Annotated in this window: 9 protein-coding genes; 5 read left to right on the top strand and 4 right to left on the bottom strand. The window is 36.7% G+C overall.

Annotation, left to right across the window (positions count from 1 at the left end; genetic code table 11):
* Nucleotide 1: 1 nt before the first annotated feature.
* Nucleotides 2-472: a hypothetical protein gene (locus ACP6L2_RS14075; protein WP_440509972.1), complete on the bottom strand. Its 471-nt coding sequence runs from the start codon at nt 470-472 to the stop codon at nt 2-4.
* A 476-nt stretch (nt 473-948) separates the two neighbouring features.
* A complete protein-coding gene (locus tag ACP6L2_RS14070) occupies nt 949-2,664 on the bottom strand; it encodes a tetratricopeptide repeat protein (RefSeq protein ID WP_440509971.1) in 1,716 nt (571 codons plus the stop codon).
* A gap of 462 nt (nt 2,665-3,126) precedes the next feature.
* Here ACP6L2_RS14070 and ACP6L2_RS14065 point away from each other — a divergent pair, with 462 nt between their 5' ends.
* From ACP6L2_RS14065 to ACP6L2_RS14045, 5 genes are read left to right on the top strand one after another with little or no spacing between them, the layout of a single operon-like run.
* Complete coding sequence (locus ACP6L2_RS14065; protein WP_440509970.1) at nt 3,127-4,344, top strand: HEAT repeat domain-containing protein; 1,218 nt, start codon at nt 3,127-3,129, stop codon at nt 4,342-4,344.
* Nucleotides 4,345-4,369: 25 nt separating this feature from the next.
* A complete protein-coding gene (locus ACP6L2_RS14060; RefSeq protein WP_440509969.1) occupies nt 4,370-5,797 on the top strand; it encodes a glycosyltransferase family 2 protein in 1,428 nt (475 codons plus the stop codon).
* On the top strand, nt 5,787-8,645 hold the full coding sequence (locus tag ACP6L2_RS14055) for a tetratricopeptide repeat protein (protein ID WP_440509968.1): 2,859 nt from the start codon (nt 5,787-5,789) through the stop codon (nt 8,643-8,645). The genes ACP6L2_RS14060 and ACP6L2_RS14055 overlap by 11 nt, the downstream gene beginning before the upstream one ends.
* Before the next feature lie 27 nt (nt 8,646-8,672).
* Nucleotides 8,673-10,793, top strand: a complete 2,121-nt coding sequence (locus tag ACP6L2_RS14050) for a DUF4838 domain-containing protein (RefSeq protein ID WP_440509967.1) — start codon at nt 8,673-8,675, stop codon at nt 10,791-10,793.
* A gap of 7 nt (nt 10,794-10,800) precedes the next feature.
* Nucleotides 10,801-11,304: a DUF1573 domain-containing protein gene (locus ACP6L2_RS14045; RefSeq protein WP_440509966.1), complete on the top strand. Its 504-nt coding sequence runs from the start codon at nt 10,801-10,803 to the stop codon at nt 11,302-11,304.
* Nucleotides 11,305-11,421: 117 nt separating this feature from the next.
* On the opposite strand, the gene ACP6L2_RS14040 is transcribed toward ACP6L2_RS14045, so the two are convergent.
* Both ACP6L2_RS14040 and ACP6L2_RS14035 read right to left on the bottom strand, forming a co-directional pair.
* A complete protein-coding gene (locus tag ACP6L2_RS14040; protein ID WP_440509965.1) occupies nt 11,422-12,492 on the bottom strand; it encodes a tyrosine-protein phosphatase in 1,071 nt (356 codons plus the stop codon).
* Between the two features lie 17 nt (nt 12,493-12,509).
* Entirely contained in the window at nt 12,510-15,371 is a 2,862-nt protein-coding gene (locus ACP6L2_RS14035; protein ID WP_440509964.1) for a TonB-dependent receptor, read from the bottom strand.
* Between the last annotated feature and the right edge of the window lie 140 nt (nt 15,372-15,511).

The following is a 15,511-nucleotide window of genomic DNA, read 5'->3' as shown; positions in this document are numbered from 1 at the left end:
GCTAGTATAGATGAAACTTTAGAGGGACATTTACACCCACGCTGAATGTAAATCCATCGATAGGTTTAAAATCTTTTTTGGTGTTGATGTCAAAACCATAGCCAGCGGCAAATTCCAATAAATTAAATAAGCCTATGCCTGCCTTTGCGGTTGCTGTATAAGGTGTGATCTCCCCTTTGATAAAGGGCCATACCGCAACATTATTCAAATAATAGGTTACCCCAAACTCAGGAATTACGGTGCTTTTATCCATCATCCAGGTAAAGTTAGCTCCTGCATCCAGTTTTATATATTGGCTTTGATTTGGTGCAAACAGTCCCCAAGCTGAAGCTTTTAGAAAACTACCACTTTGATACTGATAACCTATGGAAGGACCCCAAATCCAACCGGTATGTTGTTTTGAGTTTTCTTGGGCATGACCCAATGCCGCTGTTCCAATCATCAGCCATAAAACGAATAGTATTCTTTTCATAAACGGAAATTTACTGCAATGTACAATTTTTCTTATTTGGTTTACAGAATCGTGCAAATACTGTTCCGCAGAAACATTTAACTTTCAATATGCAGAAGAATTCTAATGGAATTTACGTTAAATTAATAGTAAGAACTTAATTTTCAGACCAAATATATAGCTGAATTTCAATTATTTAAAAACTGAAATAAATCAACTTAAACTTGATTTATTTCAAAACATCGTGTTATATATTAATTAAAAATCAATCAAAGCAATCAAGGGCAATTATTCCATGAAAATTATTACACGATCCATCACAGAAAGACAAGAGTCACATCCATTATGTCCTTATTGTAAAGGTGCATATTTATATGCACGAGTTCATCGCCCTTGGTGGGTGAAGACCTTCCTCTTCTATATTCCATTGAAAGCGTATAAATGCAACAATTGCAACAAGATCAGTTATGTGAAAATAAAATCCTAGCCAGCTTATATTAAATTAATTCCATAAGTTCCTCGTAATTGTCTTGAAGCCGTTTTTTCAAACGTTGTTTGTTCTTCTTAACAGCATCCATCGAAACCCCAAGTATATTCGATGTTTCATGAGTCGACAAACCTAATTTCAATAGTAAGATAAACTTCAGGTTGTTTTCAGTAAGATCCGGGAATTTTTTCTTGAGGTTGATGTAGTATTTAGGGTATTGGTTATCGAATGCCTGTTTAAATCGTATCCAGTTCTCTTCAGTTAGAAGGTGAGATTTAAGCACCTGTTTAAGCTTTCCATTTCTTTCTTCTATATGTGCTGACTTCGATTGATTAATCTTACCTATTACGGATTGCAGTTCTTCAATCTGTTCATTCTTCTCCGTCATGAATTTCAGGTAATCATTAACAGAATCATTTGCCTCACTTAACCGTTGATCCATGAGAGCCTTTTCCAATTTAAATTGCAGAACCTTCCGTTCATACTTCTCATGACGAGACTTGTTAAGTTTCGATGTGTAGAAATACCATTCAATAGCCAATAGAATGATTAGCAAACACAATATTCCATACATTTTCTTCGCAAAGGTTTCCCTTTCTAGTTTCACCTCGGCCAGTTGTACTTCATTTAGGTAACTTTCCTTATTCAGCAGCAATTTGCCACGCAAAATTGCTTCTTCACTCTCTCCAGAATTACCTTCTTTTTCATAATGATATAGCGCACGAGCAGCCAATAACTCTTCTTCTACTTTTCCTTCTTGTTCTGCTAAACGAAATTTTAAATCTAAAATCTGTTTCCTATACTCAATTAAATAAGGAACAGTCTTGACATATTCATAGGCAGTGTTTAACTCCCTATATCCCTCTGTAAGATTGTTCAATTGAAATAATATCTTTGCCTTCAAGATTCTTGCATACACTAGATTCACGGAATCTTTAGCGATTAATGAAAACTTAATGTCATCATTAATATATTTCAAGGCGGTGCTTAAATCAGATTTACCGTAATAGATGTTTGCGAAATTACCTTTAACGCGGGCTAGTCTCCCAATATTATTTCTTTGTATAGCATACTCCTCAGCTTGTTTAAAATAGGAAAATGCTTTTGCAGTGTCTCTCCTATTTACATAGTTCATCCCTATGTTATCCAACAATACAGGTTTTAATTCCGAATTATCTGGGGTAAGCTCAAGCGCTCTTTCTAGGTAGATAAAAGATTTATCCGGCTCTTCTAAGGTTTCAAATACATAAGCTAGGTATTGATAGCTTTCTGCTGGATTAATTTGATCTTTGGGATCAATATCATCGATTTTAAAGGAGGCCTGAAGAAAATAGGGCAATGCCTTTTCAATCTTTCTATAATGATAATAATATTTAGCTGTAGTAATATTGATCCAAAGCTTTAAGCCTTCTTTATTCAACTCTTGAGCTATTTCTAATGCTTTAGCAAAATTATTCTCACTCTTTCTATTTAAACTGTCTACGGCCTTATAATTACCTATTCCAGTCAGCGTAAGATAAATGGCGTAATCTACTTTGTTATTTACGTTGGATAAGTGGCTTAGGGCTTTCTTAATTTTAGTCGTATCACTTCCTAACTTTTCGGCAACAGCAATTTCTTCACGATAATCCCTAAGCTTTCTCTTCTGGTTAAAATTTCCACAACCAACTAAGAAAACCAAAAAGATATTCATGAGAACCAGCACAACTTTGCTTGAAGTAAACATTTCTTGGTTAGATTAATAACTTAACTCTAAGGATTAGTCCCTTATGTATATTGCAATATACGGAGCGTGGATTAACAAATATGTCACTTACACCTCAAAAAATACACTTATGACTGATTTACAGTCATTTACATAACGTATTTGTCCCTTTTTGTCCACAAAACACCTAAATAAAGGACAAAATTAGCCCCTCTTTTGACGATAATTGTCCCCATTCTGTCTCCAAAATGAACTGATATTGTCATTTTTCAAAGTGGACTTGATGCAAATTGTCCACCAAATGTCCCTAGGTTAAATTTTTATTGTCAAATAGTTTGCCTTTAACTTTGAGGTGTTATTCAACGAACCGTAGTCAAGTGACATACATATAAGTTATAACATTTAACTAATTCAATTTTATACTCAAGCAAACCATTATTAAAATTCACTTAAATATTTTAACGGATTTCAATCAAAAAAAACATGAACATACTAAACGGATTTCAAGACTTGTGGTTCTTATTCTATACTGCGCCAGTCGTAATAAAAGTAGCCCTAGGGGTCATTGCTTTTGTTGTCAGCTTATTTATCGTTATGCTCACCATAACTGCTTTAAGTTATGCCATTGATCGAATAAAAAAACGCAATTACAAAAAACTAAATGGTCTTCACCGCGAGTTAGCAGTAGATATCTTGTCCAGTAAGGAAATTTTCACACCTTCAGAAATTCAAATTGCCTATGCGAACCATTGTGGCAGATTAAACTATGCTGCTTACTATTCATTGGTTCCTACCTGTCAGGAATTATTGGAGAAAGATCCTTCCTTACAACAGTCACCAAATTTCAGAACCTTTATCTCTGCATTGGGGATAGATAATCACTTGGAAACAAAACTAGGCTTTTCTTCAGTGGCTAGTAAATTAAAGACCTTTCATCAATTATCGCGCTTTAAGGTCCTAATTGCAGATTCTAAAATTCTTCCTTATACCTTCAGTAGAAATAGGTTTATCAAAAAAGCATCAAGATCAGCCTATATCGGTGTAAGTAATAACAATCCCTTCAAATTCTTCGATCAACAAGACAATCAGATCAATTATTGGGATCAAATCATTTTGTTAGAACAGTTAGAACACCATCATAAGGATAACCTTCCAAATTTCAGTAATTGGTTGAAGTACTCTAAAAACGATAGTCAAACCATTTTCTTAATCAAAGCTGCCAGTCATTTCAAACAATATGGTTGTGTGAAAGCACTTATAGCCTTATTGGATGAAGAGAACCCTCGAATTCGCGAAGAGGCAATTAAGGCATTGGGGATTATGCAGGTTCAAAAAGTAGAAAATAAATTAATCAATTTATACAACTCGCAACCGAATGCATGTAAAGATGCCATCATCGAAGCAATCTTTAACATTAATAGTAAAAATGCTTCTGACTTCCTAAAAGAAGCTTTTGAACAGAGTCCGAATTACGAATCTAAGAAGCTTATTGCAGAAGTATTGTATTCCTATGAAGATAAAGACCATAAAACTTTTAATGAACTAATGGAGGTTACTGATGGTTTTAATAAAAGAATTTTAGAACATGTACGTAATCCCCTTAATAAACTTTCATTAACAGCACCAGAATCAAACAATGTGTTGCTTTTAGACAATAACGATCCTTCAGAAGATTCTTATGTCATCAAATCCGCCAATTAAATATTAACCAAATAATAAATTCGCCATGATTTACAGTTATTTTGAATATTTCATATTCTTTTATTCCTCAGCTATGCTGCTCTCGTTGCTTCTTTTAGGCATCTTCAGTAGTATCAAACAATGGAGATTTCGAGTTTACAATACTGAACAAGATGATTTATTCTTGATGAACTCTAGTTTAACCCCAGGAATTTCAATTATTGCTCCAGCATTTAACGAAGAAAAAACCATCATCGTCAATGTTAAGTCTTTGTTGACAATGGAGTACCCAACCTTTGAAGTCATCATTGTCAATGATGGAAGTACCGACAGGACTTTAGAATTACTCATTCGAGAATATGACTTAGAAGAAACCGCTTATGCCTATGTTGAGCGTATCAAGACCGCACCATTTAAACGAATCTTTCGTTCAAGAAACCCCTTATACAGCAATTTAACGATTGTGGACAAGGTAAATGGAGGAACAAAGGCTGATGCCTCAAACGCTGGAATAAACGCCTCCAAATACCCTTATTTCATCTGTACGGATGTAGATTGTATCCTGGACAGAAAGACCATGCTTAAGATGATTAAGCCAATATTAAATTCCAAAAACAGAACTATTGCTGTTGGAGCAGTATTACGTATGTCCAATAGCTGTGACATCAAGAATGGTGTCATCACGCGAGTTCGACCTCCAAGAAGACTGATTCCTCGATTCCAAGAATTAGAATACATGCGTTCGTATCTGTTTGGGAAATTGGGTTGGAGTTTTATCAATTGTGTTCCAAATGTTTCTGGAGGATTAGGTTTATTTGATAAGGAAGTTGCTATCAATGCCGGGGGTTATGATGGTAAATCGCATGCCGAAGACATGGATCTATTAACTAAGATGGTGACCTATATGTCTAACAGCAAACAAAAGTATACCGTTGATTATATTCCGGTATCTTGTTGTTGGACCGAAGGACCTAGCAACCTGAAGATATTAGCAAGACAACGTATTCGTTGGGCAACTGGATTAGCACAAATCTTCTTTGTCCACCGTAAGGTATTCTTTAATCCTTCTTATCCAAAACTGGGATTTATTGTATTCCCATACATCTTTCTTTTCGAATTCTTAGCACCAATAATTGAAGCGTTTGGTTTATTCTGGTTCCTATTACTCATCGTAAAAGGTGATGTCAATTGGGATACGGTAGCATTTATGTTTCTCTATGTATATTCTTTTGGTATTGCCATTAGCTCTTTGGTCATCTTTATGGACTATTTAGTCAAGCGACAATACAAAACCTTTTGGGAGTATTTTAGCGTGTGGATAATTTCATTAATAGAAGGTTTCATTTACCACCCATTTATCATCTATTTCTCCATCGCAGGTTATATAAGATACTTTACGAGCAGAAAGATACAATGGGGAACCATGACTAGACAAGGCTTTGACATTCAACCTGAGATCGAACATGCAAAATAAATTGAAGACACTTGTCATTGGTCTAGGGCTAATGATGGGCTCCATAAGCATGGTTTATGCGCAGGCCGACTTGGATTATTATCAATTGGCAAGAGCAGAGGGTAAGAAAAACAATTTCGCAAAAGCTACTACTTACTGTTTAGAAGGACTTAAGCAAAGCCCTTCCGATCTGGATTTAAAAGAATATTTAGGAAAATGCTACTTGGAAACAGGAAAGCTGGACCAGGCACGTATGACCTTACTTGATGTATTGCGCAAGAGTCCTGATCGCGATGATTCACGCCGATATTTAATCACTATTGAATCCCTTTCTAAAAGACACGCCTCGGCTATTTGTTATGTTAATGAGTTATTGGAAACCAATCCATATGACAAAGACTTATGGTTGAAGAAAGTGAATTTATATAGGGATTTACATAATAATGTAGAAGCAGAAAAATCAATATCTCGTTTACTGCAAATCTTCCCTAACGACAAAAGCGTTCAGTTAGCTTACCAGACAATTATCAAGGAAAATGCTTCTAATTCTGTGAAGAAAGAAAACTTGGAGGAGGCTGTTATGCAATACCAGCAAGCCTTATTAACCGCTAAGCGTGACCCTGAAATGTATGACAACTTGATCAATACACAGATCAAATTAGGGAACTATTCCGAGGCATTAAACAGTACCAATAAAGCAATTTTCCTAATGCCTAATAATGCAGCATTCACTTCCAAGAAAGCGAGCATATTGGAGGCTCAAGGAAATTACACCTTAGCTATTAGCACATTAGAGGATGGCTTGAGGAGACAAAACAGTCCTCAACTACGCAGGCAATTAGATTACTTAATTGGAGAATCGGCTAGAGTTCAAGCCAACAATGACCCTTATGTACTTTACAGCAAACTATATGCAAAGAATAAGGGAGACCAAGTTGCCTTAAACTATCTCTTGAACACTTCCATTGAACGCGGAAAATACGATGATGCTCAGGATTTACTTCGAAATGCACTACGCAGTAATCCGAATAGCAAGGATCTATTGTTGAAGCAAGTCGTTGTTTATGAAAGAACACAACAAACGGGAAAATCAGAGGCTATTTATGAGCGTTTGAATCAACTCTACCCAAGAGATACGGATATCGCTGCAAAATATGCACAAATAAGGTTCAATAGGGCAAAAACAGATTTGCTGAACTTAGAGTATAATAAAGCCATTGAAGGCTTTCAAATAGCATCCAAACATTCAGAGTACCATGAATATGCCCTACAGGGACTATTCCAAAGTTACGCTGCACAAAAGAATAAAGTCAAGGCCATGGAGACCATTAACCAATTGATCGCGTCTCACCCTACCGAAGAGCGTTATGCGCTAATGAAGTTAGATTATCTGCTTCAGACACAAGATTATGAATTGGCCTTAGCATACGCTAAACAATTACAAAGGCAATTCCCTAATTCAAAAGCAGTACCTGACGAATTGGAAAATATGGCGAACCAATTTGCCAAGGTATTGATGGCTAATGAAAAGTATGATGAAGTGATAAGTCTAACCGATTATGTTATTGGCGTAAATCCAGACAGATTACAACCATACCTTTATGGTCTGAATGCGCGGGTTTCTCAAGATCGATATGAAGATGCGGAAACTTTTACTAAAAAAGCCTTAGTACAATTTCCAAATCATAAGGATCTACGCATGCGCTTGGCAGGTATTCAAAGCGAGATGAATAAGCACCAAGAAGCAGCACAATTATTGGGAGACCTGCGAAGGGAATATCCTTACAACGACACGCTTGCCAGTGCCTGGGTGGAGCAAATGATGATGCATGCCAAAACTTTAGAACAAGATAACCGTCGAGTTGAAGCTATCCAGGTTTACCAACAAGTATTGAATGAACGTCCTAAAGATTTAATGACTTCCATCAAACTCCTGAGCTTATATGGAGCCGAGAAGCAAAACGAGCAAGCCCTAGCCTTAGTAGAACAATGCTTGAAGTACCATCCAAACAATAACGATTTGATATTTCAAAAAGCAGTGATTTACGAGAATACAGGCGATTATAATCAAGCTCTTTCTTTATATGAGCAGTATGTACCAACGGCAGATCGAGCAGAACAATTGAAAGATCATATTAAGTTTTTGCGTTCCAAGAATTACCGAAACAGCATTACCGCATCCTATACGAATGTTAAATCAGATAGCATTAGGCTTAACATTCCTGTCGCATCATTAGAATATGGTTTTAAAGCTAGTCTTTGGGATAGTTTTGTAGCTCGTGTAAACTATGCTGGAAAAAATACAGGAGTGGGTATTCAAGGGGAATTTGATTGGTACCATACATTTAAAAAGGGAACTAATTTCCTAATCAGTGCTGGTGTAGCAAATCAATTTTTCCAAAAATATAAATTCTCTGCTTCGGTGTTCCAACCTTTTGCTAAGGACTGGCAAGTAGAAATTGGTGGCCGTTATGCAAAATTAAATAACGATGCCAACTTCTATACCGCTGTCTTAGGATTAGAGAGAACGTGGAAAAGTGTTTGGGTTAATGCCAAAGCATTTTACATGAACGATGGCAAAGAAAACTATTATAATCTTTTAGGACAATCGCGCTTCTATATGCTCAATGAACGCGACTACCTTACCTTGATGGCTGGTATTGGTAATGCTCCAGAAGATCAACGTTTAGATTTTCAACTTAATAATTTCCTCAGCTATGCCAATAGTATGGTTGGTGCTGGATACCGTCATCACATTGGTTATAAATCATCTTTAGGACTAATGGGCAATTGGTACAGCTACAAGATGAGCAGCGAAAGCTATATCAATCAATATAATGTTAGTATACTATTTTCAACAAGATTTTAATCCATCATGCGATCCGTTTTCCTATATATGATTTTTGTATTTGCAATGATGGGTTGTAGCAATGCTTCGGACCTTCTCCTTTACCAAAAGGATAAGGTCCTACCTTATATTCTTGTAGAAGATAAAAGAGCAGATCATGCTGGAAAAATCTTTAAGGATTTGTTTAAACAAGCAACAGGAACTGAATTGGAAATATTGAGTCAAGCAAGAGATTTCTCTGGACAACCTGAAATAAAACTCGCGTTGAACGATGATAAAAAGGATCATTTTTTAATTCAGGGCACACAAGACAAACTCCTTATAAACGGAAGCTTTCCAGAAGATCTGGAACAAGGAATTTATTATTTATTTGAACACATAATAAAACTAGATTCGATTCAGGTTAATCAAAAAAAAGGTTCTCCATTAACAGAAATTAAACTGCCTAAAAACCTTCTATTGAAAAGCGAGGAAGTTATGGCTTTTCACTATCGTGAACCCTATTTCCCAATCAATGCTACGAAGGCATTTCAACAACGCTTCAATACCAACAGTTTAGAAAACTCATGGGGATTATGGGGACATAATATTGGAAAGTTTATTCCTTTACAGGAAGATATGTATGCTTTGGTAGATGGTAAAAGAAATCCCGAACAGATTGACTTTTCTAGCCCTTCTCTTGAAACTGCCTTAACCTTCCAAATTAACAAGTCATTAACTGAAGATCCGAATAAAAGGCGATTCATGATTATGCCTAATGACAATGCCTTGGTTTGTACTTGTGATGCCTGTGTTAAAGCAGGAAATACCAAAACAAATTCTAGCCCAGCGGTATTAAAATTAATCAACAAATTGGCATTGGTTTTTCCTGAAGCCATATTCTTTACTTCTGATTATTTAAGCAGCTCTATGCCAATAGCACAAAAGATGCCTATAAACACGGGGGTAATGATTAGTACCATGGATTTCCCAAAAGGAATAGTACTTAAAGGATCTAAACATGAAGCCGGCATTAAAGACCGTTTCAAGAAATGGTCTGAAATAATAAATCATATCTATATCTGGGATTATGCCATCAATTTTGATAATTATATGGATGCACACCCCACCCTATTAATCCAACAAGAAAATCTGCGTTTTTATAAGGATTTAGGCGTCACTGGGGTTTTTATGCAAGGGAATGAAGATAGCTATTCGGCATTTGAGAATCTAAAAGCAAGCATATACGCACAATTAATGGAAAATCTTGATTTAGATATTCCAAAAGCGATAAACAAATACTTACAGCATTTTTCTGATGAGCATGGTAAGTTTGTGGCAGATTATTACCTACAAATCAACCAACGTGCCCTTCAGAATAAAAACCCATTGGATATCTATGGAGGTGTTCGACCAGCTTTAAAAAAGTACCTTAAACAAGATGAACTTCAAAAGTTCTATAAGGATCTTTCCTTAGCTGGAAAGGATATTGACCCATCTTTTAGAGATGAGCTTTTTAAATTAAAAATTTCGGTCTTGTTCCAATTATTAGAATTAGCAAGAACAAATGGCTTGGCAGATAATGGCTATGGAATCTATGACTTCAACTTACAACAAGATCGAATTAATGAAGATTTAAAATCTCAGTTTTCCGTACTTAAAAAGCTAATTGAACTGACCGATTTAGAGATTTACAACGAATCAAATGCAAGGTTTGCCGATTATTTTAAAAACTGGGAGGAACTTATATTTAATAAGCCTTACAGCAATTTACTCTATGGCCAAGGTCTAACTATAAAAAGCAAGTTAGATGAAGAATATGATGATCCTAACATGCTAACTGATGGCGCTATTGGATTTGAAGATTATTATAACAATTGGATGATTTGTACACAGGACAATTTATCGATCCAGTTCCCAATAAATCATAAAATTTCAGGCAAAAGAACATTAGAAATAACCTTCCTCATTGACCGTAGACATCGCTTAGATTTACCTCAAGGAATACAGGTACAATATGATGGAAAATCGCCTGTAATAAAACAAGAGTTTAGTGCCAATTCAGAAAAACTAAAACGTGTCACTTATAAATTTCCGCTGAACATAACTCCGGAGGATAAAATACTATCCATTACAATTCTTAAACAATCGCAATCAGGTTTTGCCTGTGATGAAATCATTTTAAATTAAAAATATTATGAAAAAGCTATTCTTTTACATTTCCATAATGACCTTCTTCTATGTAATGGTTGCTTGTCAATCTGGCTCACATCAGACTAATTTGGTCATTGAAGATTCTGTGAGAACCTATTTACCCATCTTGCAAGGAGATAAACAAGACATTATTGTTAAGGTCAAGAATACAGGAAAAGAACCATTAACCATTCAGGATATATTTCCTTCCTGTGCTTGTACTGATGCGAAAATAATCAACTCTGTTATTCCAGCCGGAAAATATGGTTATATACAAATGAAATTTGATAGTAATAAAAACGTGGGATATGCTGGGGTCTACACCACCATTGTGGCAAACACGCCTCAAAAATACCACACCTTCTTCTTTGAAATCAATGTAGTACCAGATGCAAACGAGGACAAAGATTATGAAGAGATCTACAGGGATAATTTAATGGCCAATAAGTTTTTCTTAAGAGAAGGAAGCAAGGGCATGACCATTTCAAAAAATTATATTTCCAATTGATAAAACTATCCTTATGTTAAACCCTTAAGACTATTCATTTAGTTTTATGTCAGTAAGAAAAGGCGTACCATCTAAATGGATACGCCTTTGACTTTTTTATTATATTAAGAAATGGAATTAGTACGTGTATTTCTTTTGATAACTTAATCTTTGTTCATCTGAAATTTTCAAGCCCTCACGGATGAAGTTGTCCATATTGCCATATTTTTTTATAATTTCACCAAAACCTGCTTCCAAATAGGCTTTATCCACCATCATCAACTGGGTAACTACTTCTTTGTCTATTTTAACAGGTGCTGAGCCAAACATTTTATCCATACCTCCTTGAATTTTGTCGTAGGTATAATAATTGGTCATCAAATATTCATCTAGAATAGTTTCACGATCTACATTTAACACAGACAACAATAAGGCGGAAGTAAATCCTGTTCGATCTTTTCCTGCTGTACAATGAAATAGAGATGGAGAGTCAGCGTCCAATATCTGTTTAACTAATACTTGGAATCTCGGAAGGTTCTTTGTTGCAAAGTCTTGATTAGCCTTTACCAGCAATTGACTTGCTGCTTCTTTGGTCATACTGCCATCCCTAAACTTTTGCATGACCGCTTTCATCTGCGCATCATTTCCTTCTTCAAAGATGGGGTAATGAATCCATTTCATGGATTCAGGCAAATGATCCTTCTTGCTATTCACCTCATCTTGACTACGCAAGTCATAGACCTGCTTGATTCCTAAACTATTAAGGTATGGAAATTCTGCCTCCTTTAAGCCAGACAATTCATCAGCACGATAAAACTGCCCCCAAACAATGTGCTTTCCGTCTTTGGTTGGAATGCCACCAATATCCCTGAAATTAGAAGGACCAGATACAGTAATCTTACGCTCCGTAATGATTGTCGTATCGCCATTATTGGTCAACATAAAATACAAACGCTCAGATTTTGGAGCGCTAATAAGCGTATCACCATATACAGCAATTGGAGCAGAAGCTAATAACTCCTTTTTATCTCGCCCTTGCTGCATTTTGTAAATCCCTTTTGGGATAGACAATTTATAATCGCCATTCGCTTGGCGCTCTGCTTTAAAGTCCTCTTTCAAAGTGATTTTCTTTTCTATTCCTTGCGCATTTGCATAAGTAAAGCTTGATGCAGCCAATGCTACTAGAAACCATTGTTTCATGTTTTTCATATTATTGGGGTTAAATGTTAAAAAATTTGATAGTTGATCCCGATTAATCCACGTTGTGAGTAATATTCCAATTGCTCCAATCGACGCTGATCGCCATGGTAATATTGCATTGCTGCATTATTCAGGTTATTCAGTTCCAGGAATAGGTTGACTTTCTTATTGATTTTATAGTTTGCGGAGAAGTCAACGGTGAAGTTTGCTCCATACCAACGGTAGTTTTCCGGATTACCTTGCACTAAGGCTAATGCAGCTCCTTTATAGTTTCCAGCTAAGCGCGCCATAAACTTATCGTTCTCATAGAATAAAGCCGTGTTGAATAGGTGCTTTGATTGGCTTGGTAAAGCTTCTTTAGCAATTTCTACCTGCACCTTTCCTTGAGCATCCACCTCATACCTTGGCACATTCATCTCCGAAGTAGTAAAGGTATAATTGACATCTACACCAAAGCCTTTCCAAAATCCAGGTAAGAAACTCATACGCTTAGAAATTCCGGCTTCAAAGCCTGCCAACCAACCCTTTTCTGAGTTCTCCGGTTGTACAACGCGGTGTTGTACCCCATCTATCGTCTGAAAAGTTTGTGAGGAATAAATAACATTGCTTAAACCTTTGTAGAAGGCACCAAAACTGGCTACACCAATATCTTGAAAGAAATACTCCGTCATCAAGTCGAAGTTATTGGCAAAGGTCGGTTTCAGGTTAATATTACCTCGAGTGATAACCGGAGGCGTAAATATTAGGTTGACACTTTCTGTAGGGTTCAGGTCCGAGAAATTGGCTCTGGCAAATGTACGTGTATAAGCCAAACGAATATTCATGGGCTCAATAGGCTGATACTTTAAATGAACCATCGGTAAGAAAGCCCCAAAACTACTCGTATTCCTTACTGGATTTATTTCAAATACATCCTTGCCATCTACCTTCTTGCTAATGACCTCATTTCCATTATACGCAAGGTCAGTATGTTCGTAACGAACCCCTCCTACTAACTGGATTTGATCTGTAATTTTCCCTTCAAACATTCCATAGCTGGCCCAAACATTTTCTGTTCCGCTATAGAATGATGGTGCCGAATCAGGGCTGCTGTCATCACGTTTCAAATGATAGAATTTTCCTTCCTTCAGGTAATTATCTTCCAATAGCCCATCCAGTTGACGTAAGTTTATACCAGGTAATTGGACCGAAGCGTAATCAACACCTGTTTCATTTAGAAAGCCGCCATTGTAATTGTATTTCTCCTGTTCAAGATCAGCTACTGTTGTTTTCAATGCAGTATTGATGTAAATATCCATTGGATTTCCGCGACGGAGGTATTTACTTTTATACTTTCCGCCCGCTTTAATGGATAACCAAGAGGCAACCTGGTATTTTACATCCGCCTCGGCAATACGATCTCTTTCAAAGCTTTGCAATTGCATTTCTATTAATTGAGAAATACGCAAATCCTTATCGGTAATTGCCGTTTTAAACTGTGGCAAGAATTTTCTGAAAGTAGTACCCGTATATCCACTTGGTGCATCCAGGTCTAGGTACATCTTACCATCATTTGCTAAATTGGCATAATCCACTTTACTACTGAAGACCGCCATTTTATAGGTAGGTTTCGCATTTGTTGATCCATCTGGCCTGCGGGTTTCCATATCCGTTTGATAAGTAGAAGCCTTCCATTTTAGGTTCACTTTATCCTGGAATAGATCGTGATTACCGCCTAACTCTCCCCCTGTTAGCCCAATACCTATAAGACCTTCCCTACGACGCTGAGACATACTGCTTTTGTTGATATCTAATGTATGTTCAAAAGCAGTTTCCTGATCTTGAAAATCGGTCATCAAACCTCTGAAATAAAGCTTATGAGAAGGACTGAAATTATATTCTAGACCGGCATTGACACCATAAGTCGTGCGGACACCTTTATAATCACGTAGTTCAAAGCGCTCCATACTGAAATCATCCAAATTATAGATAGATTCCACATTGTCGGTGGCCCAATTACGTTTCCAATAAGATGCCCCTATAACAAAACCCAATTTCTTATTGAAGAAATGATCGCCGTATAAAAAAGATCCACTATAAATTTCTTTTTGTGCTTGCCCATTGTATCCTCCAGCAGCATTTACCTTAAAGATTTTATGCGTAGGAGCTGTGCGGGTAATGAAATTTATAGAGCCCCCAATAGCATCACCTTCCATGTCGGGTGTTATGGCTTTAGACACCTGAACAAATTCAATCATCTCTGAAGGGAAGATATCCAATGGAGAAGTACGGCTACCGGAAGTATTATCCGAAGTACCCTCTGAAGTAGGCATACGGTTACCATTGATTAAGGTGGAGTTCCATTGTAGTGGAGTACCACGAACGCTGGCATACCGACCTTCGCCATGATCTCTTTCAATTGAAACCCCTTGAATTCTTTGTACTGCCTCTGCAGCATTACGATCCGGAAGTTTCCCGATAACATCCGAAGCAATTACATTCATAATAGCCGAACTGGTTTTTTGAATATTCAATGCTTTTGCTTGCGTGCTCGCCATAGTTCCTCGAATAAGCACCTCTTCGAGATCCTCTCCCCGCTGTTCAGCAAACTGAACGGTCCCTAAATCCATAGTATTAGAAGACGAGCTAAGCTCCACTTCTCGTTGGATAGTAGGATAACCAATGTAAGAAAATTGCAGGCTGTGTTTGCCTACTGTCAGACCACTTAATCGGAATGTTCCATCCAATTCACTTTTAGTTGACCATTTTCCATCAAGTGTTTTAATGGTCACACCGGGCAAGGCACTTTGTCCATTGACCACCTGTCCGATGATGCTGTTGTTCTGTGCAAATCCTATTGGGATTTTTACCAGAAAGAATAATAAAATAATAACGTAACGAAATAACATGATGTGGAAATATTTAGTTCGCCACAAATAGAAACAATAATCGTTTTGCCATCGACCTAGCCAATTGGGAAGAACTAAATCAGCACGAACGTCATTACATATTATTAATTATCAGCCACTTACACTGTATTAACAAATCT

Source organism: Sphingobacterium lactis (assembly GCF_051951495.1).
Classification (GTDB): domain Bacteria; phylum Bacteroidota; class Bacteroidia; order Sphingobacteriales; family Sphingobacteriaceae; genus Sphingobacterium; species Sphingobacterium lactis_A.
This window is presented reverse-complemented; position numbering and strand designations above follow the sequence as displayed.

What these genes read in the sequence shown, in the direction of transcription:
- ACP6L2_RS14075 (WP_440509972.1), bottom strand. Translation starts at nt 472, where the DNA reads ATGAAAAGAATACTATTCGTTTTATGGCTGATGATTGGAACAGCGGCA.
- ACP6L2_RS14070 (WP_440509971.1), bottom strand. Translation starts at nt 2,664, where the DNA reads ATGTTTACTTCAAGCAAAGTTGTGCTGGTTCTCATGAATATCTTTTTG.
- ACP6L2_RS14065 (WP_440509970.1), top strand. Translation starts at nt 3,127, where the DNA reads ATGAACATACTAAACGGATTTCAAGACTTGTGGTTCTTATTCTATACT.
- ACP6L2_RS14060 (WP_440509969.1), top strand. Translation starts at nt 4,370, where the DNA reads ATGATTTACAGTTATTTTGAATATTTCATATTCTTTTATTCCTCAGCT.
- ACP6L2_RS14055 (WP_440509968.1), top strand. Translation starts at nt 5,787, where the DNA reads ATGCAAAATAAATTGAAGACACTTGTCATTGGTCTAGGGCTAATGATG.
- ACP6L2_RS14050 (WP_440509967.1), top strand. Translation starts at nt 8,673, where the DNA reads ATGATTTTTGTATTTGCAATGATGGGTTGTAGCAATGCTTCGGACCTT.
- ACP6L2_RS14045 (WP_440509966.1), top strand. Translation starts at nt 10,801, where the DNA reads ATGAAAAAGCTATTCTTTTACATTTCCATAATGACCTTCTTCTATGTA.
- ACP6L2_RS14040 (WP_440509965.1), bottom strand. Translation starts at nt 12,492, where the DNA reads ATGAAAAACATGAAACAATGGTTTCTAGTAGCATTGGCTGCATCAAGC.
- ACP6L2_RS14035 (WP_440509964.1), bottom strand. Translation starts at nt 15,371, where the DNA reads ATGTTATTTCGTTACGTTATTATTTTATTATTCTTTCTGGTAAAAATC.